At 51.4% G+C, this 2,036-nt stretch carries 1 protein-coding gene and 1 pseudogene; one reads left to right on the top strand and one right to left on the bottom strand.

The annotated features are described in order from the left end of the window. Positions 1-647: 647 nt before the first annotated feature. Entirely contained in the window at positions 648-1,379 is a 732-nt protein-coding gene (locus J5224_RS25690; RefSeq protein WP_319801697.1) for a GntR family transcriptional regulator, read from the bottom strand. Between the two features lie 280 nt (positions 1,380-1,659). On the opposite strand from J5224_RS25690, the pseudogene J5224_RS25685 reads away from it, so the two are divergent. Further along, positions 1,660-2,036 (top strand): annotated as a pseudogene (locus J5224_RS25685) (lyase family protein); the annotation flags it as partial.

The raw sequence follows: 2,036 nt of genomic DNA, 5'->3' as shown, positions 1-2,036 counted from the left end.
GTGACAGAGAGGACGGAGAAGCAAACGTGCTAGCGTGTCATCCCTTGCTACGCGTTGTAGATTGCTGACTGGGGTGATCGTCCATTTCGGCTCCTTAACCGCTGAGAAGCGATAGATTGAACGTAATGATGCCGGAACGCCGGGATCGCAGGAATCTCCGAAGAAACCAGACGTGTATTCAGTATCATCGCTTGAAGGTAAGACGGGTGAGCGTTGTCATAACGGCTCCGCCGCTGCCTGAAAGCGAGGGATTACTGGATATAAAGGCGCTGTTGGCCGGGAGGAAAGAGTGCGTAAGTGTAGAGATGCATCCTGATGCTTCCTGTGTGTACGGCTTTTCATATCCGCCGTCTTGGATGAACGTTTAACAGGGATGCAATTGTGATCGTAATGCTGATTGCGTCGCCCGCCGTTACCGGCAAGCAACGCACATTAGGGTGTGTCAGTTTGCCGGAGAGGTAATGCTGTTGTTGCTTCTGTTTTTACCATCGATGTTTTCACGAACGATGTTTTCACAACGTGTATCGCTTTGACTGTCCAAAAAAACGCTCTCCGTAGTTATACTGCGCGTACTATAACGGTTGAATTATAAACGTATCTGCAACGCGTGAGTGATTCATATCCGTTTCACGAGAAATGTGAAGCCTTCAGCCTTTTGCCCGCGTCAGTACGATAGAACACGCATAGCGATCGGCGGGGTGCACCGAGATGGTGGTTTCAAACGTATTGCCGTCTCGATCCAGATAGCGGCGAACAATCTTCAGCGCTGGCGATCCGGGCTCAACGCCCAGCACCTTGGCAATTTTCGCCGACACGGTGACCGCAGAGATGGTCTGCCGTACCTCTTCGCTTTGAATGCCGTAGTGGGTTTCGATCAGATCGCTGATCAGCGCGAAGGGATCGCTGCGTACCAATTGGCGCACTTTGGTGAAGGTGGCACTGGCGTAGCTGTCCGTCCAACATATGGGCGCATCTTTGTTTTCACTGTCTTCCCGAATGCTGGCAACGTGTAGCCAGCGAGATCCCGGCTCACAGCCGATGGTCTGTGCCAGATCGTAGTCAGCAACGACTTCATCAATCCTTTTCACGACACGCGGATTATTTTTCGCCAGAAAAAACAGATCTTCCAGACAGGCCAGCGGGTGATTCAACCCTTTATGCTGCGCTTTGTCTGCCACTTGTGTGCCCAACCCCTTGCGCCGCGTGATCAATCCCTGCTCGGTCAAATCGCGCAGCGCCTCCCGCATGGTGTGTCGGCTGACCTGATAGTGTTCGCACAGCGCCATTTCCGTCGGTAACAGGGAACCCACCGGGTATTGTCCGGAGAGGATTTGCTGTGCAAGTTCACGCGCAATGCGTCGATACAACGATTCTTTTATAGGCAACGGTTTTTTTCCCGCATAACTGATCAATATCACAAAGCTGCGCTAAAGCGCTTTCGCTTTTATGTCCGTACATTCTATCTTGTTCGTACATTCACAATGTCCGTACATTTGTAATTGTTCGTACATTTAAACGTGCTTGTACATAAACAATAGTACAGATAGGTGAGTACCCGATGCGCCTGTCATGCCTGTTAACAGTATTGGCTTACTGGCAACCCCATTGCGGCATGACAGGCGCAGTTTATCACTCTTACTCTCATTTCAGGATGCTTTTATGGCTTCGAATGTGCTTGATTCCGTACTGTTTCGTGATGCCTTTGGCACGCCAGCAATGCGCGCCGTTTTTGACGACCACGAACTGATTAGAAAATATGTCATCGTTGAGGTAGCGCTTGCCAAAGCGCAGGCACGCTGTGGCGTGATCCCTGAGGCAGCGGCGCAAGAAATTGCCCAGCGCTGCAATGCCGATACGCTGGATTTCGATCTGCTGCGCCATGAGACCGAAATTGTCGGTTACCCGATTCTGCCGCTGGTGCATCAAATCTCCAAACAGGCGGGTGAGTCCGGTGGCTTTGTTCACTGGGGGGCAACCACTCAGGACATCATGGACACCGCTGTAGTGTTGCAAATCCGTGATGCTTTCGAGCTGAT

It is taken from the genome of Candidatus Symbiopectobacterium sp. NZEC135 (assembly GCF_025962695.1).
The sequence above is the reverse complement of the archived record's forward strand: the minus strand, read 5'-3'. Positions and strand labels throughout refer to the sequence as shown.